The organism is Trichocoleus desertorum AS-A10, assembly GCF_039962155.1.
Classification (GTDB): Bacteria; Cyanobacteriota; Cyanobacteriia; order FACHB-46; family FACHB-46; genus Trichocoleus.
On the sequence record NZ_JAMPKN010000018.1, the window covers coordinates 49,542 to 74,509 of the forward strand.

General features: G+C 49.3%; 20 protein-coding genes and 1 tRNA gene. 11 read left to right on the forward strand and 10 right to left on the reverse strand.

All coding sequences use genetic code 11. The features are described from left to right. Positions 1 to 74: 74 nt before the first annotated feature. Both NDA01_RS20400 and NDA01_RS20405 read left to right on the forward strand, forming a co-directional pair. Positions 75 to 650 (forward strand): GNAT family N-acetyltransferase, encoded by a 576-nt coding sequence (locus NDA01_RS20400; protein WP_190437971.1) that lies wholly within the window; start codon positions 75 to 77, stop codon positions 648 to 650. A 147-nt stretch (positions 651 to 797) separates the two neighbouring features. Beyond that, positions 798 to 871 (forward strand) — tRNA-Pro (locus NDA01_RS20405). Between the two features lie 55 nt (positions 872 to 926). Here the strand turns inward: NDA01_RS20405 and NDA01_RS20410 are convergent. After that, positions 927 to 2,267: an ABC transporter substrate-binding protein gene (locus NDA01_RS20410; RefSeq protein ID WP_348229402.1), complete on the reverse strand. Its 1,341-nt coding sequence runs from the start codon at positions 2,265 to 2,267 to the stop codon at positions 927 to 929. A 619-nt stretch (positions 2,268 to 2,886) separates the two neighbouring features. Between NDA01_RS20410 and NDA01_RS20415 the strand changes: the two genes are divergently transcribed. From NDA01_RS20415 to NDA01_RS20430, 4 genes are read left to right on the forward strand one after another with little or no spacing between them, the layout of a single operon-like run. Then, positions 2,887 to 3,666, forward strand: coding sequence for a Tic22 family protein (locus NDA01_RS20415; RefSeq protein WP_190562503.1), 780 nt, complete (start codon positions 2,887 to 2,889; stop codon positions 3,664 to 3,666). A 50-nt stretch (positions 3,667 to 3,716) separates the two neighbouring features. Continuing rightward, positions 3,717 to 4,634 (forward strand): peptide chain release factor N(5)-glutamine methyltransferase, encoded by a 918-nt coding sequence (gene prmC / locus NDA01_RS20420; protein WP_348229403.1) that lies wholly within the window; start codon positions 3,717 to 3,719, stop codon positions 4,632 to 4,634. Positions 4,635 to 4,681: 47 nt separating this feature from the next. After that, positions 4,682 to 5,311 carry an L-threonylcarbamoyladenylate synthase gene (locus tag NDA01_RS20425; protein ID WP_348229404.1) on the forward strand — a complete coding sequence of 210 codons (630 nt, stop codon included), beginning with the start codon at positions 4,682 to 4,684 and terminating at the stop codon, positions 5,309 to 5,311. 21 nt (positions 5,312 to 5,332) lie between these two features. Continuing rightward, positions 5,333 to 6,166, forward strand: a complete 834-nt coding sequence (locus NDA01_RS20430) for a sensor histidine kinase (RefSeq protein WP_348229405.1) — start codon at positions 5,333 to 5,335, stop codon at positions 6,164 to 6,166. A gap of 37 nt (positions 6,167 to 6,203) precedes the next feature. On the opposite strand, the gene NDA01_RS20435 is transcribed toward NDA01_RS20430, so the two are convergent. Beyond that, positions 6,204 to 6,668, reverse strand: coding sequence for a GNAT family N-acetyltransferase (locus tag NDA01_RS20435; RefSeq protein WP_348229434.1), 465 nt, complete (start codon positions 6,666 to 6,668; stop codon positions 6,204 to 6,206). A 498-nt stretch (positions 6,669 to 7,166) separates the two neighbouring features. Between NDA01_RS20435 and NDA01_RS20440 the strand changes: the two genes are divergently transcribed. Both NDA01_RS20440 and secA read left to right on the forward strand, forming a co-directional pair. After that, positions 7,167 to 7,799 carry a diheme cytochrome C gene (locus NDA01_RS20440; protein WP_348229406.1) on the forward strand — a complete coding sequence of 211 codons (633 nt, stop codon included), beginning with the start codon at positions 7,167 to 7,169 and terminating at the stop codon, positions 7,797 to 7,799. Positions 7,800 to 8,107: 308 nt separating this feature from the next. Beyond that, positions 8,108 to 10,900 carry a preprotein translocase subunit SecA gene (secA, locus tag NDA01_RS20445; RefSeq protein WP_190555266.1) on the forward strand — a complete coding sequence of 931 codons (2,793 nt, stop codon included), beginning with the start codon at positions 8,108 to 8,110 and terminating at the stop codon, positions 10,898 to 10,900. 97 nt (positions 10,901 to 10,997) lie between these two features. Here the strand turns inward: secA and NDA01_RS20450 are convergent, their stop codons facing one another. After that, positions 10,998 to 13,823, reverse strand: a complete 2,826-nt coding sequence (locus tag NDA01_RS20450) for a sensor histidine kinase (RefSeq protein ID WP_348229407.1) — start codon at positions 13,821 to 13,823, stop codon at positions 10,998 to 11,000. 402 nt (positions 13,824 to 14,225) lie between these two features. Between NDA01_RS20450 and NDA01_RS20455 the strand changes: the two genes are divergently transcribed. Then, a complete protein-coding gene (locus NDA01_RS20455; RefSeq protein WP_348229408.1) occupies positions 14,226 to 15,377 on the forward strand; it encodes a quinone-dependent dihydroorotate dehydrogenase in 1,152 nt (383 codons plus the stop codon). Positions 15,378 to 15,388: 11 nt separating this feature from the next. Then, positions 15,389 to 16,105: a DUF8692 domain-containing protein gene (locus NDA01_RS20460; protein ID WP_348229409.1), complete on the forward strand. Its 717-nt coding sequence runs from the start codon at positions 15,389 to 15,391 to the stop codon at positions 16,103 to 16,105. Between the two features lie 42 nt (positions 16,106 to 16,147). Here NDA01_RS20460 and holB read toward each other — a convergent pair whose 3' ends face one another. After that, a complete protein-coding gene (holB, locus tag NDA01_RS20465) occupies positions 16,148 to 17,101 on the reverse strand; it encodes a DNA polymerase III subunit delta' (protein ID WP_348229410.1) in 954 nt (317 codons plus the stop codon). Beyond that, positions 17,074 to 17,757: a dTMP kinase gene (tmk, locus tag NDA01_RS20470; protein ID WP_348229411.1), complete on the reverse strand. Its 684-nt coding sequence runs from the start codon at positions 17,755 to 17,757 to the stop codon at positions 17,074 to 17,076. The genes holB and tmk overlap by 28 nt, the downstream gene beginning before the upstream one ends. 375 nt (positions 17,758 to 18,132) lie before the next feature. Here tmk and NDA01_RS20475 point away from each other — a divergent pair, with 375 nt between their 5' ends. Continuing rightward, on the forward strand, positions 18,133 to 18,537 hold the full coding sequence (locus tag NDA01_RS20475; protein WP_431193473.1) for a hypothetical protein: 405 nt from the start codon (positions 18,133 to 18,135) through the stop codon (positions 18,535 to 18,537). A gap of 78 nt (positions 18,538 to 18,615) precedes the next feature. Here the strand turns inward: NDA01_RS20475 and NDA01_RS20480 are convergent, their stop codons facing one another. The 5 genes from NDA01_RS20480 to NDA01_RS20500 all read right to left on the reverse strand — a co-directional run bounded on the left by NDA01_RS20480 (position 18,616) and on the right by NDA01_RS20500 (position 24,630). After that, complete coding sequence (locus NDA01_RS20480) at positions 18,616 to 19,044, reverse strand: FHA domain-containing protein (protein ID WP_190437940.1); 429 nt, start codon at positions 19,042 to 19,044, stop codon at positions 18,616 to 18,618. A 169-nt stretch (positions 19,045 to 19,213) separates the two neighbouring features. Further along, positions 19,214 to 19,654: an FHA domain-containing protein gene (locus tag NDA01_RS20485; protein ID WP_190562481.1), complete on the reverse strand. Its 441-nt coding sequence runs from the start codon at positions 19,652 to 19,654 to the stop codon at positions 19,214 to 19,216. A gap of 94 nt (positions 19,655 to 19,748) precedes the next feature. After that, positions 19,749 to 20,189, reverse strand: a complete 441-nt coding sequence (locus NDA01_RS20490; RefSeq protein ID WP_348229412.1) for an FHA domain-containing protein — start codon at positions 20,187 to 20,189, stop codon at positions 19,749 to 19,751. A 194-nt stretch (positions 20,190 to 20,383) separates the two neighbouring features. Further along, the gene (locus tag NDA01_RS20495; RefSeq protein ID WP_348229413.1) at positions 20,384 to 22,861 is read right to left on the reverse strand and encodes a heavy metal translocating P-type ATPase; all 2,478 of its coding nucleotides are present in this window, start codon (positions 22,859 to 22,861) and stop codon (positions 20,384 to 20,386) included. A 152-nt stretch (positions 22,862 to 23,013) separates the two neighbouring features. After that, complete coding sequence (locus NDA01_RS20500; protein WP_348229414.1) at positions 23,014 to 24,630, reverse strand: CPBP family intramembrane glutamic endopeptidase; 1,617 nt, start codon at positions 24,628 to 24,630, stop codon at positions 23,014 to 23,016. Positions 24,631 to 24,968: the final 338 nt, after the last annotated feature.

Here is a 24,968-nt window from a genome sequence, read left to right on the forward strand (position 1 = left end):
CGATGAGAATCAAGTTCGGAAGATATACTAGCTAGTACTGTCTTCTAACTCCTACTTACCTTAACCACGCCTACATGGGTTTCTGGAAAAGTTTATTTAGTGGTTCTGACACTACCCCCAGCTCTAAGCCCACTGCTGTTGAGGGATATATTGCTGAGGATGAAAACAGCCTACCCACTGAGGCACCACGCGATCCTAGCTTAAGTAGCTCAGCGGCACGAAGCCGCAGTAGTTCTCGCATTTTCTTCAGTACCGATCGAGACATTGACCTCTACGAACTAGAGGAACTGTGCGATGCGGTGGGTTGGTCGCGGCGACCTCTACGCAAGGTCAAGAAAGCAATCCAGCACAGCTTTCTCGTCGTTACTATGTGGGAGCAGCGAGGTGTACAGCGACGCCTGATTGGCTTTGCCCGAGCCACCTCTGATCATGCCTTTAACGCCACGCTTTGGGACGTTGTGGTTCATCCAGACTTCCAGGGTAAAGGATTCGGGAAGGCGCTGATGAAACACGTGATCAAGAAATTGCGGAGTGAAGATATCAGCAACATTACCCTATTCGCTGATCCTCAAGTAGTGAACTTTTATCAGAACTTGGGCTTCATGGCTGACCCAGAAGGCATTAAGGGCATGTTCTGGTATCCCGACTAACCGAAGTTAGCACCTCGCACTTTCTCTAAGCGGTATTCCCCAACTCTGAAGCAGTCCTTAACCTTGCTTCTAGGTTTGTTATCGCAAAGCTAATTTTTTTTACTCACGGATGCTTGAGAGTAGGGTATACTAGCTAAGTGACGTTAACGGGATGTAGCGCAGCTTGGTAGCGCGCCTGCTTTGGGAGCAGGATGTCGCAGGTTCGAATCCTGTCATCCCGATTCAAACAAATTTTTACTTAAGCTCAGAACTTTCAGGCTCTGAGCTTTTGGCATTTTATGAGCCGCCAACGCTGAGCTGACCTTTAACTGCTAACTCGCCGTTTTCTTGAATGGTCCAGATATCGTAAGTACCGACAACATCGCCTTGGGCGTCAAGTTCTAGTGTGCCACTAGCACCTTGGTAGTTCACATCTTTCCCTTGGCGGACGAGGTCTAAGGCTTGGCAAATATCGGTGACTTCTTGCCCCGGTGCGCTTGCCACTTCTCGAATCTTGTCTTTAACGGCAGGACCTGTGGCTGCTTTAGCGGATTCGGCGGCTAAAACCATTAAAGCTGTGGCATCCCAGGTATTGGGATCGTACACACTAGGCTGGCGCTTGTACTCAGCGTCGTAAAGCTGACGAAACGCCGCGATCGCAGGTCCTCCGGCACTGGCTGCGGTGCCAATCAATCCACTGGCAATAAATTTGCCTGCCTGATTTTTGCCAGCTAGGTTAGCGATCGCGGGATCTTTCAGGCCATCGGTCGCCAGCACTTTCGTCTTCTTGTTCAACAACCCCTGCTGATAAGCGGATTTCAAGATGAGGCTGCCTGTCTCTGGATAAGTAATCAACAAGACTGCATCTGGATTACTACTAAATGCAGCGCCCACTTCCGACTCGAAGGTGGCGGCATCAGGCGGATAGCGCGTGGGTTGGCCTGAGACTACTTTGCCGCCCAACGCCTCAAAAGCTGGAATGAAGGATGCCACCAAGCCATTGCCGTAGTCGTTATTAATGGCCAAAATTGCCACTGTTTGAAAGCCTTGATCTTTCGCCAATTTTGCTAAAGCTTGCCCCTGAAAGGTGTCGGGTGGGGCGGTGCGGAACCAAAACCCCTGAAAGTCACCGTTTTTAGCTCGTTCCGTGAAAACAGGACTTGTGCTAGCAGGCGAGATTTGTGTCACTTGATTACGAACAGCAATATCGACTGCTGCACTCGAAACGGCACTTGATGCGCCTCCCACGACACCAGCCACTCGATCGACTTCGGCCAATTTAGTCATGGCTGAAGCACCAGCCGCAGGTTCAGTTTGGTCATCTTCTGAGATCAGCTCTACTGGCTGGCCTAAGACTCCACCACAGTTATTGACCGTCTTCACCAGCAACTGAGCACTGTCTTGCATAGGTGAACCATACTGGGCCAAGTCCCCTGTAATTGGTAACAATGTACCCAGCTTTAGACCGTTGCTGGATTGAGTAGAGAGCTGACAACTTGATAAAGTCAGCAATAGAGCGATCGCAAATTGGGCTTGTACAATTCTGCTTACAGCCCCATGTCGTATCTCATCTGCGACCCGCTTAACTTTAGACTTCTTGCGATAGGAGCACTCAAAGCTTAACCAGATAAAATTCATAGGGTTAATCTGAGGTTTGTGTCGGTAAAATTTAGTTGCTAACTACAGTTACAATTCAAACAGCACAGTAGTACTAAACGAAAGTTAGGTATTTAACTAAGTGTGCACTAATTAAACATCACACTGACGAACCTAAGTTAGGCGTTTAACCAAGGCAAAGACCTAACTCAGTTTGTGTTAGTATCCTACAAGTCTGCTGGCTCATACCAAGAAAAAGGCTTATTGAATCGATAGAGCCGTTTCCTTACTTCCCCTGGAACCATTTTCTCTAAGGCGAAGTCACCTGTAAATGACATTAGGACCACGCGGATCATTCATCAATGCTTCCGGTTAAACCATTTCTTCTCATGGAGTGAGTTAGTGTAGAACTAATCTGTGAAGCTAACTGAGAAACGATAACTTTGCCCGATCTCCAGCTTGAAATTTGGGTGGTGCCAGTGATAAAAGACACCCCAAATTCAGTGAACTTGCAATTGCATAATTAGCAAACAGCTAGCAAACTAATTCATGACAATTGGCAAATAAGCAAACTATCAGCCGCATCTCGATTTCTCACTCGCAAACGCTACTTAAAAGCGTAAATATTAACTCCTTTACAATCTTTTTCCAGGAGCAACTAATGAAGTCTTTTGTCCGTTGGAGTGCAATCCTGAGTCTAGTTGGAGGTGCATTACTGGGCCCCTCTATTGCAGGAAATATGCAAGCCCTAGCACTGCCTAAAGACCAAGTTTTGAAAAAACTTAGTGCAGTGCCCATGTTCACGATCGCTGACGCTCAGGGAGCACCACTAGTTGCTTCTCCCCCCAATGCTGCGAATGGTCAAAAGAATGCGCCTGTGGCAGGGGTTTTTGTTAGCCAGCAAGATGCTCAAGCTTTTTTAGACCGACTGAAAAGCAAGAATCCTGAGCTAGCCAAGAATGTGAAGGTGATGCCCGTTTCGTTGGCAGAAGTTTATGAATTGGGTCTAGCCAACAAAAATAAACCCAATGGCCTCAACTTTGCCTTTGTACCTACTCAACAGCAAGTTGCCTCAGCTGTGGCCCTCTTGAAGCAGAGCGGCCAAAACGTGGAGCGCTTTAATGGCGTGCCTGTCTTTATTGCCAGAGGCGGGAAAAACAAAGGGTATTTGACTGTGAAGCGGGGTAATCAACAGATTATTCCTCTGTTCCTTAAAAAAGAGGAATTGCAAAATATGGTGCAGCGCCTCAAGCAGCAGCAGCCTGACCTAGCATCCAGCGTGGATATTCAGGTGGTTAACCTTGAAGGTGTGATCCAGACTCTGACAGATAGCAATAACAAGGAACTGGAAGAAATCGCCATTGTGGCACCGCAAGAATCGATTGAATTTCTGCGATCGCTCCAGCCAGCCCAGGGTCAAGCTAGGCCCAAAGCTAAGTAACGTCTCAATCTCAACACCCTTCCCTCGATTGTAATTGTTCCGTGACAAGCATGTATTCCCCCAAGACTTGGGCGGTTTCAGGGCAGGAGCTTTGGCAATGGCGGGATGAAGCTTGTGCCGCAGCTACCGCTGCGGCAATTTCGTCTGCCGAAGTAGACTGGCTGCTGCAAGAGTTGGCTGGGTTAGATCGCTTAACCTTGCGTCTAGAGTCTTTCAAGCATTGGCCACAAGTTCAATTGCGGCTATCTTTACCAGAACTCACAGAACTGTGGCAGAAGCGGATTGAGGCTCGCGTTCCAGTTCAATATTTGGCTGGAACAGCACCTTGGCGACAGTTCAATTTAACAGTGTCTCCAGCGGTTCTAATTCCACGGCCAGAGACAGAACTAATCATTGACTTAGCAGTTGTTGCATCCCAGTCCTCTAGCCCTGAGCTTGGCAGTTCGGCAGCAGAGGTTTGGGCCGACTTAGGCACAGGTAGCGGTGCGATCGCAATTGGTCTAGCAACCGCGTTTCCAAAAGCAACGGTCTATGCCGTAGATTGCAGCCCTGACGCGATTGCTGTGGCCCAACAAAATGCAACTGATTTAGGCTTAGGCGATCGCGTGCAGTTTCGCCAAGGTGCTTGGTTCCAACCTCTGGCTGGCTTAGAAGGTCAGTTGCGGGGTATGGTGTCAAACCCTCCCTATATTCCTAGTGCGATGGTGTCTAGTCTGCAACCAGAAGTGGCTTGGCATGAACCGCATTTGGCTTTAGACGGCGGGGAAGATGGATTAGACTGCATTCGCCATCTGGTCGCCATAGCCCCCTTGTATCTCAAGTCAGGTGGAATTTGGCTAATCGAGATGATGGCAGGACAGGCAGAGCAAGTCGTGGAATTATTAAAGAAGCAACGCGACTACGATCGCATTCAAGTTCATGCTGACTTGGCAGGAATCGATCGCTTTGTCTTAGCTCATCGTCGTTAATGCCACTCGTTGTAATTCAGGGTTCCTCGTAGCTCCTCTTCCACGACATGCCTCAAGTTTCCTTAACGGCTTTAGTAACTCATGCCAAAACGGGCGATCGCGTGATTAGCTTTCCGACCGATACGGTACCCGCTTTAGCCGTCCGTCCAGACCGTGCTGATTTAATCTTTACCGCTAAACAACGGAGTCAAGAGAAGCCACTAATTTTGATGGCGGCAGCACCAAATGATTTATGGCCGTTCGTTGAGGGTGATGCAGAAGCGCAGCGAATTTGGCAGCAAGTAGCCACCCGATATTGGCCTGGCGCTTTAACGCTCGTTTTGCCTGCCAGCGATCGCGTCCCCAGTGCCATTCATCCCCAGGACCTAACGAGTATTGGCCTGCGAGTGCCTAACCATCCAGTCGCCCAAGCGATTTTGACCCAGACGGGTCCCTTGGCGACAACCAGCGCTAATTTATCGGGTCAGCCTCCTCTAGAAACCATGACTGCGATCGCCGCTCAGTTTCCAGAAGTGCTGCTGCTCTCACCGGAGGAACTGGCCCACCTGATCCCAACGGGCGAGGCTGCCGCGAACCACTGGAGCGAATCAGCTTCTGGTGTCCCTTCCACCGTCATCAAGTGGAGTGATTCGACCTGGCAAGTTCTTCGCTCTGGAGCAGTTAAGCTAGAACTTTAAGTCAGTCAGCAGGGCACGTCGATGGCAAACCAAGAGAGTAGCCAAACAATTGCAACATTGCAACAAGAGCTGGAGCAAACACGACTGGCCTATCAAATGGCAGTAGAGATGCACCAGTTTAAATCTGGGTTTCTAGCTAGAGTCTCCCATGAGCTGCGATCGCCCTTAAACGGCTTAATTGGCATGCATCAACTGATCCTGTCTGACCTCTGCGATGACCCGGCGGAAGAAAGAGACTTCCTTGGACAAGCAAATCAGTCTGCCCTAAACCTGATGCAGTTATTGGACTTAATCTTGGATGTGGCTCGGTTAGAGCATGGTTCTCGGCAGATGCAGCTTCAGCCGCTAAAACTAGGCCAAATCCTGCAAGAAGTTTACAACCTGACTCATTTGCAAGCACGCGATCGCAATATTCGCTTGAAGCTGTTGCCAATTCAGGAAGACATTTATGTCCAGGCTGATCCCAAGTGGTTGCAGCAAACCCTGATGAGTTTGGTTGACACCTCCATTCGTCTAACTACCGAAGGCACAATTCTGATAGCTGCCACAGTGGAGCCAGAAACAGAGCAGGTAGCGATCGCGATTGAGGCTCCTTACGCTGTAAGCCTCTGGAGTGAACCTGCTCAGATTTTATCGACTCAGGCTTTACCAACAGCGCCCAATACCCCAGCAGCTTTGTCACCCGGTCTTGCTCTCTTGATGCACCAAAGCGTGATTGAGCGCATGCAAGGTCGTTTGGAAATCATCGCTTTGCCCAGTGAACCAGACAGCAACGCAAATCCGACAGACGCGACTGAATCTACTCGTATTCAATGCCTGATGCCCTTGGTGATACCAGAGACTGATTTAGCCTAATTGCTTATCAGAGCATATAGATCATAGAGTCAAGCACTTACGAGGTTTGAGGCATTTCTACAACCGCGGGAGTGGGCGGTTGCTCCATGGGCTGATTGCACAAAACCATTGTGGTACTGGCATTGAGCTGAAATCCAATCCGCTCGTAAAACTGTTGTTGATGGGTCGTCATCAAATACACCCGCTCCACCCGATTCATGCGGGGATGAGTTAAAACAGTTTCAACCAACTTCCGACCCAAGCCAGCGCCCTGGTAGTCAGGATGAATCACTACATCCCAAATCGTGGCGCGGTAAATGCCATCAGAGGTCGCACGAGCAAAACCAATCATCTGGTTTTGGTCCCAAACACTAATCACCGGGTCGCTGTTGGCGATCGCGATCTCTAGCTCCTCAACCCGTCGGTCCTTGGCCCAGAAAGCTGCGGCTTGAAACAATGCTTGGAGTTGCTGCAAGTCAATGCGAGACCGCTGATGGCAAAACTGAATATGACGACAATCCATCACAACTAAATTTCCTCTCCCTTAGGGAAATAAGTAGTGGTTCTGTAGCGCCTGCAAGAACGGTAGTGGCCTCCGCTGCTTGGGTACGACTGCTGAACAAGGCAAACACCTTGCTGACTTAAGCACGAATGCTTAATCAAAAAGATAATGCCTATTTCCCCAATCTGATGCGGGGCGATTCCTAATTCCGTGGAGAAATGCTGACAAGCCAATCGTGCTGCGCTAATTTGACGGCCCTAATTTGACGACCACTTTATTAAGTTTTGCATTTAATTTTAGCGATCGCTCTGCTTAAGCTATCTATAGCTCTCGGTAGAAATCACCCCGGCCTTTTGGTAGGTTAGTTTTCAGACCGATAGTAGAAATCATTTTCCTCTCTAGCCCGCCACATTACTCTGATTGAGGTTCTGGGCTGAGGCAGTCTAGGCACCTGGGAGTTAAAGATAACGTCACGACAACTGTTAACATCCTGAAGTTCTTGGTAGTGAGTTCATAAGCATGTCCCGCCCTTCTCAACCAACAGATGCCAGAGAATCTCATCCCACTCTGGAGGAGGAGCCAAACTCCAAGCGACGACTCCGCAGGCGATCGCCCGTGATTCTCTTGGTGTTAGTTCTATTGTGGAGTGTGGCGTTGGGATGGGGTTTAGCCCAAGCAACAGAAACGCCCCAAGCGGCTCAACTCGCTCAATTTACCCCTAGCGTCGAAAAGCTCACACCTGCCGCAACTCCCGTGGGTACGGTAGACCCAGTACCCGCCAAATACCAACTCGGCCAAGAACTCTATCTAGAAAACTGCGCTACTTGCCATATTGGCTTGTCCCCCGCAGTTCTGCCCACAGAAACTTGGCGGCAAATATTGCAAGACCGCCAACACTACGGCCAGCAGATTAAACCCCTCGTTGACCCACCCCGTCTCTTGGTTTGGGACTACTTACGTACCTTTTCTAGAGTTCAAGATCGAGAAGAAGAAACACCTTATCGCATCGCTGACTCCCGGTACTTCAAGGCTTTGCATCCGCGAGTTCAGTTGCCGCGATCGCTGACGATGGCTAGTTGTGCCAGTTGCCACCCTGCTGCTGCTCAGTTCAACTTCCGCCGCCTGACGCCAGAGTGGGAAAATTCGCCCTAATTTCTTAGGGAATCATCTCTAAACGCGGACTATTTTATAAAGGGTTGAGATTACCACCAAATCAGACGGCGATCGCGCCATGCTATCCCGCCTCAGGCAGGGCCAAAATGATACGATAAATAATGATTTGGGTCGGCAATCTGAGTCTATAAGCACATCGGTTGCTTAGCTGCATAGTTCTGCTGCTTCTATTCACTCAATCAGCCGTTAACTTACAGGTTGGTTGAAACTCCCAGACCTAGCTTTGTTACATTGGACTTTTATCTCGTTAACAAAGCGCTTTCAAGGAAATATCTCTCCCTCCTGCCATGCTTAAGAATCTGCTAGGCGATCCCAACGCACGCAAGCTCAAAAAATATCAACCCATTATTACCGAGATCAACCTGCTCGAAGAAGAAATCCAAGGGCTCTCTGACCAAGAGTTGCGTGGTAAGACAGCAGAGTTTAAACAGCGGGTTGAAAAAGGGGAATCCCTTGACGACCTTCTACCAGAAGCCTTCGCCGTTGTTCGAGAGTCTGGTAAGCGTGTGCTGGGGATGCGCCACTTCGATGTCCAGCTCTTGGGCGGCATGATCCTTCACGACGGCCAGATTGCCGAGATGAAAACTGGGGAAGGTAAGACCCTGGTTTCTACATTGCCAGCTTACCTAAACGCTCTCCTGGGTAGAGGTGTTCACGTCGTCACCGTTAACGACTACCTGGCTCGTCGGGACGCAGAGTGGATGGGGCAGGTACACCGGTTCTTGGGCTTGAGTGTCGGTCTGATTCAGCAGACCATGACCCCCAACGAGCGGAAACGCAACTACGACTGCGACATCACCTACGCCACCAACAGTGAGTTGGGCTTTGATTATCTGCGCGATAACATGGCCACCTCAATGGTTGATGTGGTGCAGCGACCATTCCAATATTGCGTCATTGATGAAGTGGACTCGGTGCTAGTCGATGAAGCTCGTACTCCCCTGATCATTTCGGGTCAAGTAGAACGACCCAGTGAAAAGTATATTCGGGCGGCTGAAGTGGCCACTCGGTTGGAAACAGAGACCCACTATGAAGTGGATGAAAAAGCCCGCAACGTCCTATTAAGCGACGAAGGCTTTATTGAAGCAGAAAAAGCCTTAGGGGTTCAAGATTTGTTTGACCCCAAAGATCCTTGGGCGCACTATATCTTCAATGCCATTAAAGCTAAAGAACTCTTTATTAAAGATGTAAACTACATCGTCCGCGATGACGAAATCGTGATTGTGGATGAGTTTACGGGACGGATTATGATGGGTCGTCGCTGGAGTGACGGCTTGCACCAAGCGATCGAAGCTAAAGAGCACGTCGAAATTCAGCCCGAAACTCAGACCCTCGCAACGATTACCTATCAAAACTTCTTCTTGCTTTATCCCAAGCTGGCAGGCATGACTGGCACAGCCAAGACGGAAGAAGTGGAATTTGAAAAGATTTACAAACTCGAAGTCACGATCGTTCCCACCAACCGTAGAACCGGTCGGGCTGACGTCTCTGATGTAGTCTACAAAACTGAAGAAGCGAAGTGGAAGGCGGTTGCGGCTGAATGTGCCGAAATCCACCAGTTGGGTCGTCCAATCCTGGTTGGTACGACCAGCGTAGAAAAATCGGAAGTACTGTCTCATCTGTTGCATCAGCAAGGCATTCCTCACAACCTGCTGAACGCCAAGCCAGAGAACGTCGAGCGAGAATCGGAAATTGTCGCACAGGCAGGCCGCAAAGGTGCTTTGACCATTGCCACTAACATGGCGGGTCGAGGTACAGACATCATCTTGGGTGGTAACGCCGACTACATGGCCCGTCTGAAGGTGCGTGAGTACTTCATGCCTCGGATCGTGCAGCCAGAGGATGAAGATACTTTTGATGTCACCAGAGTCGCAGGCGCAAGTGAAAGCCGAGGGGGTGGACAAGGGTTTGTCCCAGGCAAGAAAGTCAAAACCTGGAAGGCTTCACCGCAAATTTTCCCCACCCAACTGTCAAAAGAAGCCGAGCAAAAGCTGCGAGCGGCAGTTGACTTTGCAGTACAGCAGTATGGGGAGCGATCGCTGCCAGAACTAGAAGCAGAAGATCTTGTTGCGGTGGCGTCTGAGAAAGCGCCAACTGACAACCCAGCGATTCAGCGTTTGCGAGAAGTGTATAACTTGATTCGCAAAGAGTACGAACAGTTCACCGAACGCGAGCATGAAGAAGTGATTCGTCTCGGTGGTCTGCATGTGATTGGTACGGAGCGTCACGAGTCTCGCCGAATTGACAACCAATTGCGCGGTCGAGCAGGTCGGCAAGGTGACCCTGGGTCTACCAAGTTCTTCCTCAGCTTGCAGGACAACTTGTTGCGGATCTTCGGGGGCGATCGCGTGGCAGGCTTGATGAATGCCTTCCGCGTTGAAGAAGATATGCCAATTGAATCTGGCCTCCTGACGCGATCGCTAGAAGGGGCACAGAAGAAAGTTGAAACCTACTACTACGACATTCGGAAGCAGGTTTTTGAGTACGACGAGGTGATGAACAACCAGCGTCGAGCGATCTATGCCGAAAGACGCCGAGTTCTTGAAGGGCAAGACCTAAAAGAACAGGTGATTAAGTACGCCGAGCGCACGATGGATGACATTGTGGAAGCTTACGTCAACCCTGACCTGCCCTCCGAAGAGTGGGATCTTGGCAGCATGGTGAGCAAGGTGAAGGAGTTTGTTAACCTGCTGTCTGACCTAGAGCCTGACCAGTTGATCGACCTAAATATTGGGGAAATCAAAACTTTCCTTCACGAACAGGTGCGGATTGCTTATGACTTAAAAGAAGCCCAAGTCGATCAAATTCAACCCGGTTTGATGCGGCAAGCCGAGCGCTTCTTTATCTTGCAGCAAATTGATACGTTGTGGCGGGAACACCTCCAGCAGATGGATGCACTGCGGGAATCTGTGGGACTGCGCGGCTACGGTCAGAAAGACCCCTTGATCGAGTACAAGAGCGAAGGCTATGAACTCTTCCTGGAAATGATGACCGATATTCGCCGTAACGTGGTTTACTCTCTATTCCAATTCCAGCCACAAGTTCAACCTGCGGTTGAGGCACCTACCGAAATGGTTTAAAGCAATGGGTTAAACCATTACATCACTGGACTAAAAGTTAAGGGACAGGTGTTTAAACCTGTCCCTTAACTTTTAGAGCTGCTTGGAGGATTCTGTTTTAGAAGAAGCCAGTGGTATTGCCTCGGTTAGCGTAGGTTTTATCTGTGGGCGTCGCAGCCGCAAGGGGAATGACCAAACGACTCAAAACGCGACCATCCTCCAGCTTGTAGAGGTTGAATTCACCCCCCATTTGTTTAATCAAAGATTGGCAAACCAGCAAATGTAAGCCAGGGGGCTGATCGAGCGTCGAGGGAGCCAGTAGATCCACAGAGCGTCCGGTTTGCAACTCTGCCACCAACCTTGGCTCAATCACACCATTATCGGTAATTGACAGCTCTAGCCACCGCTCCTCTAGAGTGCGGCACCAGATATCAATGCGCCCACTGGGTTGACAGCGATAGCAAGCCGTCACGAGTAATTCATACAAAATCGCCTCAATTTTGGTGATATCTCCAGCGATCGAAAGGTTGCCTTCGTTGTTATGTACCTGCGACCAAAGCTGGCGTTGCTTGATTAAGTAATCAACCCGTTCTAGCGATCGCTTAAGCAGCGTAGCCAGAGGCACTGTTTCATAATAGGCCCGTAACCGCCACGGTTCATCTTTAATCAGTTGACCGACGGTATTGAGGGCATCTCCCATCTGGCGGAGGTTTTGTTGCAAGCGAGTGCCCACCAAGGGATCTTTCTGCGTCGAGAGTTCACTCAAGCGCTTAAGGGTCAAGTTGAGCGAACGATACAGTTCTTCAATGCGGCGCTGTTTGTACCAGTTCAGTCGTTCTAAGCTTTCGCGCTGGGCTTTCAAGCTATCAGTGAGCAACAGGTTACGGCGTGACCAGGCTAACTGGCTGACCAGGGTACCCAAAGCATTCAAGTGCCGCTCTGGCCAATGCCGCGATCGCTCATCTGCAACAATCACGATTCCAGTCGGTTCATGCTCTGGAGCTGTACGCAATGCTATGACTAGAATTTGACCGATTCCAGATCCAGAGAGCCACTGTCGAGTTTCTGCGGTCAGATCATCCACCGTCAAAGGCAACAGCCCATCGGCTTGAAGCGCCCATTGCACCAGCGTATCTGTCTGCACAGGCACAACTATTTCTGTGTTGAGCATGAACTGACTGTTCGCCATCACGGGAGCCACAATCCGCCCGCCTCGTCGCCCTGGTAGCCAAGTTACCATCATGGCAAAAGGTACTTGGAGAATTTGGGCAATGTGTTGTAAAGCCGAGCGCTCTAGTCGGTCTGGTTGGTAGGTTTGCTGGATGGTCGTGAGGCCCCATTGAATCGTTTGGGAGATTTTCTGCTGCTGTTCGGTTTGCCGCTGGAGTTGCCATTGGTGCAAAATCAAACCAATTTGTTGACTCACCACGCGGAGCATCTCTCGCTCTGGACGGCTCCAGGTGCGAGTGGCTTCATGGCAAATCACCACCAAACCTTCTAAAGGATGACCAATCGAAGTACTGCACATAAGCAGCGATCGCACCCCAATTTCTAGGAAGACATCTTGCCAAGCCATCAGCTTTAAGTCTTCTTCTAAGTTTTCGATGCCCACCGCCTCAGTGCTGCGCTCCAGCATTTGCCAATCAACATCGTTCAGCATATTTAGCGGTGTGGTTGCAGGCCGACGATTCGCTGGTTGACTTTGGTAGCAAATTTCAAACTTCTCTTGGTCCTTGTCGTAGAGCAAAACTAGGAAGCGCTCCGCTCGCAACCGTTGGCAGAGCTTATCTGCACAATTTTTTAGCGTACTCTTCCAGTCTTCATCGCTGTAGATGGCATGGGTGATTTCAGCGGTGAGTGCTTGATCCAATCGCGTCTGCTGAATAATCTCCTCCATCTCTTCTAGAGGAGCCGTCAAAGCAATTAGTTGGGCTGCGCCTCGAACATAGCTCTTTTCCTCCTCCTCCCAAATTCGAGCCTCATTGCCTTCTACAGCGAGGAAACCCATCAGCTCATTTTGGAATAGGATCGGTGCTGCCAAGAGCGATCGCGCCTTGATTTGCTGCATCAATCGACTCGTTGTATCGGCTTTGAGCGAGCTGTGGGCTTCCCCAATGGACACCAGTTGATCCGCTGCCAGGGCTTGATAAAAACCACTAATCTCTTGAACCGTGATGCCAGAAGCGATTTGATTCGCATCACTAAATCCTGCTGTCTTCTGACGGTTACTGATTCGCCGCCAAAAATAGCGCCGTTCGCGTTCAAACCAGTAAATATTCGTGCGCGAAGGGCCAATAAATTGATGGGTTTCTTCCACCATTGCTTCTAGGCGTTGTCCCAAAGTTGGCAACTGCCGCAACTTAGACAGGAGGGTCAACAATGGCTGTTCTGGACGCTTAGTTTGCTGTCGCTGCCAATCTGCTTCGATTTGATAAAGCGCTGCGGCCAACCCGCCAAAAATCATTGAGAGTCGCGCTTTCTCGTCGGAGCGAGGAGAAACCCCCCAAAGCGTTGACCCTAGTAGAGACACGCCAAAGCAGCGATCTTTGTAGCGAATCGGAAAGAGCATCGTGCCTTGAATATTGAATTTCTGAGCCGCCTTCCGCCACTCTCCAGCCCTTGTTTCTTCTCGCAAATCTGGTACGCCGACGGGACGCTGCTGAATTACCACCTGCTCCAAAAGATCGCCAGGAGACAGCACGAAGCGTTGCCGTAGAAACGAACTGTCGCCATTGGGCATGACACCGCCTTTACCAAACAGACGATGCTCTAGGCGATCGTAAAGCCCAATCCAAATCAAGCTATAGTCGAATTCATCTTGTAGATAATTGAGTGTGGTTTCAATTAAAACATCGACGCTTTCCTCTTCCCGCAGGGTCTGGAGGACACGACCTAAAGCAACTAATTGTTTTTCGTAGGTTGTCGGCTCTTTCTGCTGACCCATGTTATTTGGACTCCGGTTCCGGGCAGCTTATGCTTTTTGCACAAAGGATGGGAAGAGAGATCCTAGGCACCTTTAGACCTAAAAGGGTACTTGCAGCCTGGATCACCATATTTCTAACTCATTTATCAGGTTGCGATGGATAGTCAACCCATTGTCGATAAGACAGATAGCTGACAACGAGCCAGTTGGTAGACAACAAAAAGAATTATTTTCTCAAGCTCTCAAAATTCTATCTGGTGATGCCCCTTTTCCTCATAGATCTACTCAACCAGTTATTCAAGAGAGCCTGTAATATCTAGGATGCCCATAATATTAATGAGTGTTTGCGTTCGCTCCTAAGCTGGCAATTCTACTCGTCCCTATTTATTTTTGTCGTTCGATCCCTGACAATTGCACCCAAAATTGGATATCTATCAAGTTGGTTTACGTCCCCTTCTTTTCTCTGGACTGAAAGCAGATCCGGAACAGTTGCATCGGCAAGCGCTTCAACTTCTGGGTTGGCTAGACCATACGGGCAACCGTCCACCTGCTAGTTGGGTTCAAGCTCGATTGCAGCAATCTTGTGGCTTCTCGGATTCTCGACTAGCGCGATCGCTGTGGGGGTTAAGCTTCCCTAATCCTGTTGGGTTGGCCGCTGGTTTTGACAAAGATGGGGTGGCCGCCGGCGTTTGGTCTAGTTTGGGTTTTGGGTTTGCCGAAGTTGGCACTGTGACGTTTCAGGCTCAGCCTGGAAATCCTCAGCCGCGTTTGTTTCGCCTACCTCTAGATCAGGCGGCCTTAAACCGGATGGGTTTCAATAACCAAGGCGCAGCGGCGATGGGGGCAATGTTTAAGGCGAGAAGTCAGCGGCAAACAGAAAGGCCAAGCACTTCTCAGCTCAAAATTCCTATTGGCATCAATCTGGGCAAGTCTAAAATTACGCCCTTAGAGGAAGCAGCCGCAGATTATTTGGGTAGTTTTCGCTTGCTCAAGGATTGGGGTGACTATTTTGTGGTTAATGTCAGCTCCCCAAATACTCCAGGCTTGCGATCGCTCCAAGCTACCGAGCAACTAGAACCGATTTTGGCGGCTTTGCAGCAAGAAAACCAGCGACAAAAGCCGATGTTGATCAAGATTGCGCCTGACCTGGAATGGGAGGCGATCGCGGATGTGATTGCTTTGGCACAAAAACATCATTTAGCTGGGATCATTGCCACCAACACCACCATCCGCCGGGATGGCCTCAAGACAGAAGTGCTGGAAGCTACGGGTAAATCCGTGCAAGACGAAGCAGGCGGCATTAGTGGTGCTCCAGTCAGGCAACGCTCTACAGAAGTGATTCGCTTTATCTATCAGCAAACTCAAGGTCAGTTGCCCATCATTGGGGTGGGGGGCATTTTTACCGCAGAGGATGCTTGGGAGAAAATTACCGCCGGAGCCAGTTTGGTGCAGGTTTACACAGGCTGGATTTATGAAGGTCCGTGGATGGTACGACGAATTTTGAAAGGGTTGGGGCAAAAGCTAGAGCAACACGGACTAGCCACTCTAGCAGATGCAGTCGGACAAGAAACCTAGAGGTGTGAAAAATGCCGTTTCTACCTAAAGCGATCGCTAGTCACCGCTACTGGCTCTTACTTTACTTAGCAACGGCAGATGTTGGTTTCACCTTAATTTATCTGGTTAGTAGTCTGCTTCAGAATCAGGCACTGCCTTTATTTAGCTTTGAGCAGAAATTTACGATTCCGGTCGTCTTTGCCGCTATTAAGCTATTTTTGATCGGCTGCTGTTTAGTCACCTCAGCTCTTTGGAAATATTGCTTATTTCAGCGCTCCTCTCGCTATCTCCTGCTAACAATGGGAGCAGGATTTTTGTATCTCTCAACAGACAAGCTATTCAAATTTCATCATCTGTTGCAGCTTCCCGATTGGATGCCGAGCCTCCCCGGAGGAGGGGGAGCCTGGATACTTTTTTACTTATTCATCCAGTTACTCATTATTACTGTTGGCTTTCGCGACCTCACCAAGCTTTGGCGTTTTTACCCTCAAGGGGCATTAATGATTTGCCTAGGCATTGCTTTGTTTATAGTTGGAGGTCTCGGTACTGAAATTTTCAACCATCTAATCTTACAGCCGCTACTTTGGCGCATGGGGTGGGGCGATCGCGCTACTTTCGCAACTCTAAAAAATACAGTGGAAGAGTCCTCAGAACTATTAGGAGAGAGTATTGCGTTGCAAGGCTTGGTTTTATTTCTACTGAAGCAGCGTCATCATTACTTCAACCTGCAAGCTAAAAAACTTAGTTAGCTCCCTGTATTTTTTTAGGCAAACTTTTACATCGACTCAATCTTACGCTTGCGCGATCGCCATTAGAGTTACCTCCCAAACCAAGCGAGGCTGAGCATAACCGAGGAGAGCTTGACGAGCTTTCTCTAAATGTTGCAACAGTTGGGGTTGCCGCCGCGATCGCCAAAGCGCATGTTGCAAATAGTCTATCAACCAGAGTTGCGCTTCTGTATCTAGGGTTTTGTCCAAACGCCGAGCCAACTCTAAAGCTTCACGCGCAGCGCACAGGGGTTGAGTCAGGGTGGCTAGCAGGTCTGGAGGAATCGCTTGCAACTGCTGCCAACTGGCGATCGCTTCTCCAGGGCTTCCTTGGGCAATCTCCAATAATTCTGGATGCTGCAAAATCTCGGCATAGCCCGCCTGTTGTAATACTTGCGCTAGTGCTTCCGGGCTCAGCCGATAAAATGGAATTCGCTGGCAACGAGAAACCAATGTCGGCAATAGCGCTTCAGCTCCCGGCGCAATTAAAATCAGCGTCGCTGGCCCTGGCTCTTCTAGCGTTTTCAGCAAGCCATTTGCCGCTGCTTCTGCCATCGTTTCTGCCTGCTCAATTACCACAACCGAGCGAGCCGATTCCATCGGTGGACGCCCCAAAAACTGAGCGAGTTGTCGCACTTGATCGAGACGAATTTGAGGAGGGGCTTTGCGTTTCAGCCCTGCTGCGGCTGCTTCCGCTGCTGACAACAATTTTCCCTGATGCAGATAAGTTGGCTGCACCCACAGTAAATCAGGATGATTCCCTTGTTGTAGCCGATTTTGCAAGCCTTGTTTTTTAGCGGGGAGTACATCTAGCGCTAACAACGACTCCAGAAAACACCGAGCCGCTAAGCTGCGCCCCACACCTGAAGGGCCTGCAAACAAGTAAGCAGGAGCAACTCGCTGTTGGAGCACCGCTTGATGCAACAATTCTATAGCCTGTGATTGTCCAATTAGGGGTGCAAAAGCGGTTGATACCATTGCGTTAAGCGCTGACTGAGAACTTGTTGAATCTGGTGGGCGACTCTCTGTTCACTCTGACTAGCATCAATGCGAACAATCCGCTCTGGGTACTGCTGATGTAAAGCCTGAAACCCCTGCTGCACCCGCTGATGAAAGGCTAAATCAGCTTGCTCAATCCGGTCGGCTTTACCTCGCTGTCGCATCCGAGCCAAGCCTAGTTCGGCATCCACATTCAACCATAAAGTCAAATCACTTTCCAGTCCACCCGTTGCAGCTTGGTTGAGTTGGTCAATTAAAGCTAAATCCAACCCCCGCCCGTACCCTTGATACGCGATCGTGGAGTCGGTATAGCGATCGCATAAGATCACGGCTCCTTGAGCCAACTGCGGCCTTAAGTAGCCATCTACATGCTGAGCGCGATCGGCGGCATACAGCAGCAACTCGGCTCGATTTTGGATTGCTTCTTGACCTTGATAGCCCAGCAATAACTGCCGCAACTCTAATCCCATCTCTGTCCCTCCTGGCTCCCGCGTTACCAGTATGGGTGGAGCCAAATCTTGAGCTTTGAGTGACTGAAAACATTGATTCTCCAGCAGCCATGCTTGCGATCGCAGCATTTGAGTGGTTTTTCCACTGCCTTCGACTCCTTCAAAAACAATCAATCGACCTTGCATAAGCTGCTATTGAATGACTCCTGACTCCGCACCCAGATTCCGCTCGAAGTGTTGCTGGCAGGACCACCCCACGAATTGATTCATTGACCCTTGCCCCGACGCACTCTAACAGAAATTGGGGACCGACAGCACACGCAAGATCATTCCATCAGAAAAAATTGATTTGATATTGCTTCGCCTAACCTCGACTTTCTGAATTAGAACCATTCTGTCCGGATCGGAGGCTGGTATGCTAGAAGCTGGTAAAGGCCAAACCAATTCACATTTGGGCTCATTACAAAGCTTCTCGCTTTTACGCAGCCTGAAATCTGAATAGCCCGATTGGCCTTTATGCTTGAGTCTTGTTATAGCTACTAACCTAAGTATGACTTAGCCATGCTTAGCGAACGTTATGATAAGAAGGTCTTAAAACTGCCACGCCTGGGGTTGCCTATGGCTCGCTATACTTGTCTGTTTACCGTTGAAGTTCCTGTTAACAATCTCCAGCATCTGCTGATTGAGATTCTGGAATCCTGCAATCTTGACATCATTTATGACACTGGGGATTACATGATGGCTCGTGAAGTCCCTGGTCATGTTTCCTTCTCTAAATTAGTAACGGTAGAAGTTCTAATTGATAAGTCGGTCGCTGCCGAGCGAGAAATTCGCCTGAATTTTGTGATCAAGAACGAAGAACTACCCTTGCATCTCGACAATCACTGCCACCAAATGTATGAGCTTGTCAGCCGAGCTGTAGCGGAAAATCGGCATTGGCAATTAATTGAAGCCGTTGCTGGGTAGCTTTTCTTAGAGCGGCTAGCCCCAAATTAAACGTCCTGATTAGTCCATTACAACGTCCATTACGACTTAGACTCGGCTCTAAGTCAGCTCTTCTGGCTCACCGATCATGCCAGGACTAATCAGTGTAATGTCAAACTCATCAGGGGGCACAGTTGACATCCCGTCTTGTTTCAGCAGGTAATAAACGGCTTTGACTTGTGGCCCAAATACGATTTCATCTTCATTTCGCAAATCATGAGCTTGTAGCTTACGACCATTAATTAAGAGACCATTGGCACTTGGTTTGCCTTTAAGGTTGCCATCCACCACTCGATAATAATAAGTGCCATCTTCATGGGGTAGCTGCACCAAAGTTGCATGACGACGAGAGACAAACTGCGAAATCAAGCGAATGTCACACTTAGCATCTCGACCAATTGAATAAATGGGATTATTAAGAACAAACTCTCGGCGGCCTTTGTCGTCATCAATAATTAATAAATGATTTTGGGGCGGTTCTGGTGCCATTGCCAAGTAAGTGGTGCCGTGAACAAGTGAATAAGTCAGGATTGTGCCTGTATCCTAGCCTATTTTCCCTAATTATCGACCTAATTGAGTCGTAATAGGTCTTTAAGCATGCTGCAACTATGACGAGTCACCGCTGCCAATTTATGCGAGCTACAGCAGCGATCGCCTCTCAATCTTCAGGAGCAACACCCACCATTTTGGGATCAATTAAAGTGATATCAAATTCAGGGATGTCCCAAGTATCGGGATCAAAACTGTTAATGGTGCCGTCTTCTAGGATGAAGTAGATTACACGGACGCAAGGGCCAAAAACAACCACATCTTCGTTTTTTAGGTCATGGCCTTGAAGCTTGTGGCCGTTGATCAGCAATCCATTCACACTAGGCTTACCGTCAAGATCACCATCTACGATTCGATAGTAACAGCTTCCATCCTCATGGGATTTTTGAATCAAGTTCGCATGATGACGGCCTACAAATAAGGAAGAGAGACGGATATCACACCCGACATCTCGACCAATTGAATAAAGAGATTTACCAAGAACAAACTTGCGCCGACCTTTGCCGTCTTCAATGATTAATAAGTGATTTTGGATCGGTTCTGGTGCCATCGCCAAGTTGTGGGTGCAGTGGACGAACTTATTTCAGTTATAACTGGCAAATGACGCCAGGTCCATTCAAAGTGGCAGGGTTTGGAGTTAGCCGTCAATCTTCCGAAGCAACGCCTACCATCCGAGGATCAATCAGCGTCACGTCAAATTCCGGGATCTCTAGATCGTCAGGATCTAAGTTGGCTAGTGCATCTTCTTCCAAAACAAAGTAAATGATCCGAACCGAAGGACCAAAAACCACTACGTCTTTGTTTTGCAGATCATGTCCCTGTAACTTATGGCCATTGACCAACAACCCATTCACGCTAGGCTTGCCTTTGAGACTGCCATCCTGAATCCGATAGAAGTAGCTACCATTTTCCTTTGGCAGCTTTACTAAGGTGGCGTGCCGTCGAGATACAAATAGTGAAGCAAGACAGATGTCACATTTAACATCTCTACCAATCGTGTATACCGAGCCATCAAGGGTGAAGTGTCTTTGCCCCTTGTCGTCTTCAATAATCAAAAGATGACTTTGCTTAGGTTCTGAAGCCATAACGCTGAATTTCAAATAACTAGAAAAAACTTATAATGCAGAGCCTGACGAAAGTTTGAGAGGTTTGTGCCTAAAAATTACTCATAGTAGCCATGTCTTAATTAGTTTACCCATTTGAATCAATAGATAGAGGTTGATGGCTCTTAAACAAACATTTCAGGTTTTTAACAATCGCTTGTAATATCAGAATTCAATTAAGCTTTGCTACCCGTTTCATTCTTAAGGGGAGACTGGGTGTAACGAAGTAAAAGTGAATTTGTCACCACACTGACAGAACTAAAAGCCATCATTGCTCCCGCTGCCGCTGGGCTCAGAACAAACCCTGTTGTCACTAGGAAAGTACCCGCAGCGAGGGGAATCCCTAGAATGTTGTAAGCAAAAGCCCAGAACAAGTTCTGACGAATTTTTTTAAAGGTGGCGCGACTCAGGCGAATTGATTTTACAACGTCCATCAGGCGATCGCGCATCAGCACAATTTCGGCGGTCTCGACAGCCACATCCGTACCAGAGTACAAAGAAATACCGATATCGGCTTGGGCCAACGCTGGAGCATCATTGATGCCATCGCCTACCATCGCAACTTGATGGCCGAGTTTTTGTAATTGAGCGATCGCGGCAGCTTTTTCCGCAGGCTGAATTCCAGACTGTACGTTTTCCGCAGCAATGCCCACAGATTTAGCAATCAGAGCCGCAACCTCGGGGCGATCGCCACTTAAGAGGTGAACCCGCAAGCCCATTTGTTGTAGCTGTTTGACAGTGGCATGGGCATCAGACCGCAGAGGATCAACAGCAGCAATTAAGCCAACTAGTGTGCCTGCGATCGCAACGTAGACCACAGTTTTGCCAGCTTGCGCTAATACTTCTGCTTGAGCCTGAGCAACGTCACTCACCACAATCCCTTGGTGTCTCAGCCAGTCGGCATTACCCAACACCACTAAGCGATCGCTGACCAAGGCCGAAACTCCCCGTCCTGGCTCCGTGTAGAAATCTTTAGCGGGTAAAAGATCTAACTTCTGAATTTGGGCTTGCTGTAAAATAGCTGCGCCCAGAGGATGGCGGGCTCCACTTTCCACTGTGGCTGCAAGCTGCAATAAATCTTCCACAGAGAGTGGTGCAATCTGAGGATTGACAGTGGCTAAAGGTAAACAATCGGTGACTGTTGGCTGTCCCGCAGTCAGAGTGCCAGTTTTATCAAACACGATGGTGTCGAGGTGATGGACTTGCTCCAAAACATCTCCGCCACGAATCAGTAATCCTTGCTCAGCCCCTAAACTCGAACCCACCAAGATCGCGGTTGGAGTCGCCAAACCTAAAGCACAGGGACAGGCAACGACCAACACGGCGATCGCTAACTTCAGGCTTAATAGTAACGGTGAGGTTTGAGCCGGCAAGTCTGCTAAGTGGCTCTGCTGAATTAGGTGAGCATGAGTCGTTAGAGACGCGATCGCTATGTGGTGGCTTAGAACTTCGGGCCAAACGTGAGTGCCAATCCCGTACCAAAAGACAAAGGTGACAGCCGCGATCGCCATGACTGTATAGGTAAAATACCCAGCCACAATGTCAGCTAAATGCTGGATCGGGGCCTTGCGAGTTTGAGCCGTTTCTACCAGAGCAATGATTTGAGCCAGCGTCGTGTCCTTGCCTGTGCGGGTGGCTTGGATGGCGATCGCTCCTGATTGGTTCAGGGTGCCTGCTGCGACTAGTTCCCCAGGCTGTTTGAGCACGGGTAAAGCTTCTCCGGTCAGCATCGATTCATCGACTGTGGTTTGTCCAGCCACCAACTTGCCGTCTACAGGCATTTTTTCTCCCGGTAGCACTTGCAGCCACTCCCCGACCCGCACTCGCTCCGCCGGAATCTCTACACAGGTCTGTGAGGCGATCGCACTTTGGTTGCCCGAATCAATGGTGGGTTGGGGAATCAACCGCGCAACGCGAGGTTGAAGCGCGATCAAAGCCTCAAAAGCGGCAACGGCTCGGCCTCTAGCTCGCTGTTCCAACGTACGGCCTAGCAAGATAAACCCCACTAACATCACGGGTTCATCAAAGAAACACTCCCAGCCCAAGCTGGGAAAGAACAGAGCAATACAACTAGCGGTGTAAGCAGTGAAGGTGCCCAAACCAACAAGCGTATTCATGTTGGGGGCGTTGCGTCGTAGCCCTCGCCAGCCTTCGACCAAAATGAACCGCCCTGGCCCTACCAGTGCTATTGTTGCCAGTCCCCAATGAAACCAAATATTGCTGAGGATGGGAAGGGTTAACCAGCCCCACTGTCCAACGTGGCCTAACCCAGACAGCAGTAGGAGTAAACCTGCGATCGCAGTTCGGCGGGTTTGTTGTTGAATTTCGAGTTGATGTCGTTCTTTAAAGCTTGTTGAGGTAGAACCGACCCCAGGAGTCGCATCATTCTCTGCGGCTACAAATCTCGGTTGTGTCGGGAAGCCTGCTTCAGTCACTGCTTGAGCCAAAATAGCAGGATCAGCAATGCCTGCTGCACACTCAACTGTTGCGACTTCAGTTACTAAGTTGACTGAGGCAGAAATCACTCCAGGGTGTTGGCTAAGTTGCTGTTCCACCGTTCGGACACAGCCTGCACACTTCATCCCCGCAACTTCTAAAGTTACAATTTCTGAGGAGTTTGGAGTTGCAACAATTTGGTCTGGAGTCAGTTGCATAAGCTTTTCGATCTACCGCCATCACGGGATACCTAAATGGGCATCTCTTCTTTGAGGGTAGGCGAAGACTCCAAAAATTGCCGTAAAGCCGCTAAGTTTTTTGCTCTCAAGCCCAAATTTGGAATTTTAATTGCTCAGCCGCATGCTTCAGCCTAAGTTGAGCCACTGCCCAGAATAAAGAGACTCAGCAAAGTACCGCTATTCCAAAGGCTGTGCATCAGCATGGGAGCAAGGAGATTGCGCGATCGCGTGTAGACAAACCCCAACACCATCCCCAAAACCATCAGCGGTAATATTTCTGACAGGCTCAGGTGAGCCAGGGCAAATAGAAAAGCACTGATAGTAATTGCTCCCCAGACAGGCACGTAGCGGGTCAAGGATGGCAGCAGGAAGCCCCGGAACATCACTTCTTCAAACAAAGGAGCCGCGACCGAGGCGGTCAGGAAAAAGATTACCAAGGCCACATTATCTCGGCCCTCTAACACAATCGGCAAAATGGGATTGCTACCTCCCTGTCCTTGCCAAAACTGTTGGTTGATCAACGACACCAAAATTACTAGAGGTAGAGCCATGAAATAACCGCCCAGCCCCCACCAAAACCAGTTGCCTCCGCCATTGATGCGGAACCAGTCTTCATACTCTTCATCAGGCAAGGGTAGGAATGGCTTCAAAGAGCTGTAGAGAACCAGAAGCCCGACAGTTACCAGCAAGGCATACACAGCCAGAATATAAATGGCTTGCGTCCGGCTATCAAAGCTAGCAGGGTTGATGCCTAAAAGTTGCAGCCCCAAGGGCAAGGCAATTTGACCGACAAAAAATTGCCCTACGAAAAAGAGGACTAAAACTTGCCAAATAGTTTCGCCACCCCAAGAAGTCGGCCAACTCAAGGTTCCATTTTGCACTAACAAGGCTTGCTTACCTTTCACGAGCCATTGCACAACTAAATAGACCAAAATGCCAATGCCAATCAAAAAGCCAAACACTGGAATCCCAGCAATGAGTAACAACTTCAAAGCGGCTTGCTGAGCCAGGTCTTGTTCGGTAGTTTGCAATTCGCTGAGACTCGTTTGGCGTTGTTGCAGTTTGTACAATCGCGTCAGAGCTTGGTAGCGAAACCAGCCATCTAATTCTTGTTTGATTTGCAGTTCAGCATCGGGTAGAAGGCTGGAAGGAGTACTCCACAAACCTACTAAAGCCGTTGCTGTCTTACCCAGACTGCTGAATTGGCTACTAGGTTGAGTCGTGTCAATCAACTGGTTCCAAGTTGCCAAAGCCGCAACGGTTTGTTCTTGTTGAGCCTGTAAAACCCCTAACCTCAAGTCCAACTCATGAATGAGGCGAGTCATCTGAGTGATGGGTTCTTGGCTTTGTTGGGCCTGGGTTTTGGGAGCGGGTGTTTCTGTGGCTGGAGCAACTTTAGGCTGTGTTTCTGGCTTCAAGGTGCGGGCTAATGGGCGGTCTTCTAATGTAGGCTGCGATCGCGTTTCCAATTTAGCTAAAGTGCCTGCCACCGATTGCCGAGCTTCTTGGTACTGTTTCAAAGCGGCTTTGACGGGTTCATCGCCAATCAATTTATCTCGTGCGCCTTTGAGATCTACATCGCTGTTGGCATCGCCTTGCCACTCGGAAGCGTGCAGCAACAGATTGGTTTGATAGAGTTCTAAACGGCTCTGAACTTGAGGCTGGCTCCAGCTTTGGGCTAAAGATAAGCCAATAAAAGCGATCGCAATAATCGTCAGAACCCCTAAAATCAATTGCTTCAGTTTCATTCCCTTCCCCAGCAGCAAGTGCAGTGATTTCACCCCCAATTTGGAGTGATGAGCCCGTTCAGCTTGATCTAAATGCTTGATCTGAATGTAAGTGCAATGTTAATCAGCCTCAAAGGCATTATCTCATTGCTAGTCCTGCTCCGCGGCCTATCAGCAGTTAGAGCCAGCAGCTTCTCAGGAGAGATAGGCGATCGCGGCTAGTACAAACAGCAGCATAGACCGTATCTTTCGTGATCCAGCGCGTCTCCTCGACGGGGTAAAATTCTTCTGGTCTCTTTTGTATGGGTCTTTAATAAAGACTCTGCATTATTGGCGATCGTTCGCTCTATTTCTGACAC

What these genes read in the sequence shown, in the direction of transcription:
- NDA01_RS20400 (WP_190437971.1), top strand. Translation starts at nt 75, where the DNA reads ATGGGTTTCTGGAAAAGTTTATTTAGTGGTTCTGACACTACCCCCAGC.
- secA (WP_190555266.1), top strand. Translation starts at nt 8,108, where the DNA reads ATGCTTAAGAATCTGCTAGGCGATCCCAACGCACGCAAGCTCAAAAAA.
- prmC (WP_348229403.1), top strand. Translation starts at nt 3,717, where the DNA reads ATGTATTCCCCCAAGACTTGGGCGGTTTCAGGGCAGGAGCTTTGGCAA.
- NDA01_RS20480 (WP_190437940.1), bottom strand. Translation starts at nt 19,044, where the DNA reads ATGGCACCAGAACCGCCCCAAAATCATTTATTAATTATTGATGACGAC.
- NDA01_RS20500 (WP_348229414.1), bottom strand. Translation starts at nt 24,630, where the DNA reads ATGAAACTGAAGCAATTGATTTTAGGGGTTCTGACGATTATTGCGATC.
- NDA01_RS20450 (WP_348229407.1), bottom strand. Translation starts at nt 13,823, where the DNA reads ATGGGTCAGCAGAAAGAGCCGACAACCTACGAAAAACAATTAGTTGCT.
- NDA01_RS20425 (WP_348229404.1), top strand. Translation starts at nt 4,682, where the DNA reads ATGCCTCAAGTTTCCTTAACGGCTTTAGTAACTCATGCCAAAACGGGC.
- NDA01_RS20495 (WP_348229413.1), bottom strand. Translation starts at nt 22,861, where the DNA reads ATGCAACTGACTCCAGACCAAATTGTTGCAACTCCAAACTCCTCAGAA.
- NDA01_RS20460 (WP_348229409.1), top strand. Translation starts at nt 15,389, where the DNA reads ATGCCGTTTCTACCTAAAGCGATCGCTAGTCACCGCTACTGGCTCTTA.
- holB (WP_348229410.1), bottom strand. Translation starts at nt 17,101, where the DNA reads ATGGTATCAACCGCTTTTGCACCCCTAATTGGACAATCACAGGCTATA.
- NDA01_RS20490 (WP_348229412.1), bottom strand. Translation starts at nt 20,189, where the DNA reads ATGGCTTCAGAACCTAAGCAAAGTCATCTTTTGATTATTGAAGACGAC.
- NDA01_RS20435 (WP_348229434.1), bottom strand. Translation starts at nt 6,668, where the DNA reads ATGGATTGTCGTCATATTCAGTTTTGCCATCAGCGGTCTCGCATTGAC.
- tmk (WP_348229411.1), bottom strand. Translation starts at nt 17,757, where the DNA reads ATGCAAGGTCGATTGATTGTTTTTGAAGGAGTCGAAGGCAGTGGAAAA.
- NDA01_RS20430 (WP_348229405.1), top strand. Translation starts at nt 5,333, where the DNA reads ATGGCAAACCAAGAGAGTAGCCAAACAATTGCAACATTGCAACAAGAG.
- NDA01_RS20485 (WP_190562481.1), bottom strand. Translation starts at nt 19,654, where the DNA reads ATGGCACCAGAACCGATCCAAAATCACTTATTAATCATTGAAGACGGC.
- NDA01_RS20440 (WP_348229406.1), top strand. Translation starts at nt 7,167, where the DNA reads ATGTCCCGCCCTTCTCAACCAACAGATGCCAGAGAATCTCATCCCACT.
- NDA01_RS20415 (WP_190562503.1), top strand. Translation starts at nt 2,887, where the DNA reads ATGAAGTCTTTTGTCCGTTGGAGTGCAATCCTGAGTCTAGTTGGAGGT.
- NDA01_RS20475 (WP_431193473.1), top strand. Translation starts at nt 18,133, where the DNA reads ATGCTTAGCGAACGTTATGATAAGAAGGTCTTAAAACTGCCACGCCTG.
- NDA01_RS20410 (WP_348229402.1), bottom strand. Translation starts at nt 2,267, where the DNA reads ATGAATTTTATCTGGTTAAGCTTTGAGTGCTCCTATCGCAAGAAGTCT.